We start from the raw sequence: 1,612 nt of genomic DNA, 5'->3' as shown, positions 1-1,612 counted from the left end.
CCCGGCGACTCCCGTGCCATCACCTACCGCGAGCTGCTCGACGACGTCTCTCGCGCGGCGAACGCACTGACCGAACTCGGCCTCGTCGCGGGGGATCGGGTGGCGATCTATATGCCGATGGTGCCCGAAGCCATCGTCTCGATGCTGGCCTGCGCCCGGCTCGGGCTCACCCACTCCGTCGTCTTCGCCGGATTCTCCCCCACCGCCCTGCGCCAACGCGTCGACGACGCCGAGGCTCGCTTGGTCATCACCACCGACGGACAGTGGCGGCGCGGCAAAGCCGCCCCCCTCAAAGCCGCAGTCGACGAAGCCCTCTTCGCACACGGCGGCACTCCCGCCAGCGTCGAACACGTGCTGGTGGTGCGCCGCACCGGCATCGAAGTCCCCTGGACCGAGCACCGCGACCTGTGGTGGCACGACACCGTCACCCCCGCCTCACCCCAGCACGACGCCCAACCCTTCGACGCCGAACACCCCCTGTTCATCCTCTACACCTCCGGCACCACCGGAAAACCCAAAGGCATCCTGCACACCACCGGCGGCTACCTCACCCAAACCGCCTACACCCACCACAACGTCTTCGACCACAAACCCGCACAAGACATCTACTGGTGCACCGCCGACATCGGCTGGGTCACCGGCCACAGCTACATCGTCTACGGCCCCCTCGCCAACCGCACCACCCAAATCGTCTACGAAGGCACCCCGAACTCACCCGACGAACATCGACACTTCCAGATCATCGAGAAGTACGGCGTCACCATCTACTACACGGCGCCCACGCTGGTGCGCACCTTCATGAAATGGGGCAAAGACATCCCCGCCGCCCACGACCTGTCCTCGCTGCGACTGCTGGGCTCGGTCGGCGAACCCATCAACCCCGAAGCCTGGCGCTGGTACCGCGAAGTCATCGGCGCGGGCCGCACCCCCATCGTGGACACCTGGTGGCAAACCGAAACCGGCGCCATCATGATCTCACCCCTGCCCGGCGTCACCGCCGCCAAACCCGGCGCCGCCATGACCCCACTGCCGGGGATCTCGGCTCGAGTGGTGGACGAGGACGGCGGCGAACTGAGTTCCGGCAGTACGGGATTGCTGGTGCTCGATCAGCCGTGGCCGTCCATGCTGCGCGGCATCTGGGGCGACATGGACCGCTACAAAGCCACCTACTGGGAACGCTTCGCCGACCAAGGCTGGTACTTCGCAGGCGACGGCGCCAAACTCGACACCGACGGCGACCTGTGGATCCTCGGCCGCGTCGACGACGTCATGAACGTCTCCGGCCACCGAATCTCCACCGCCGAAGTCGAATCCGCCCTCGTCGGACACCACACCGTCGCCGAAGCCGCCGTCGTCGGCGCCACCGACCCCACCACCGGCCAAGGCATCGTCGCCTTCGTCATCCTCACAGCCGAAGCCCAACACACCGACACCCTCATCGACGACCTCAAAACCGAAGTCGCCCGCGAAATCAGCCCCATCGCCCGACCCCGCGAAATCCACATCGTCCCCGAACTCCCCAAAACCCGCAGCGGCAAAATCATGCGCCGCCTCCTGCGCGACGTCGCCGAAGGACGCGAACTCGGCGACACCTCCACCCTCGTGGACCCGA

The 1,612-nt window shown here is 66.7% G+C and carries 1 protein-coding gene; it reads left to right on the top strand.

The window, feature by feature from the left end:
- A partial coding sequence (gene acs / locus HOV91_RS39045) for an acetate--CoA ligase (protein WP_174190182.1) occupies positions 1-1,612 on the top strand: 1,612 nt, incomplete at both ends.

Origin of the sequence: Nocardia barduliensis (genome assembly GCF_013315795.1) — a bacterium.
GTDB classification, from domain to species: Bacteria; Actinomycetota; Actinomycetes; order Mycobacteriales; family Mycobacteriaceae; genus Nocardia; species Nocardia barduliensis.
Note: the sequence above shows the minus strand (reverse complement) of the source record. Positions and strands in the feature narration are given on the sequence as shown.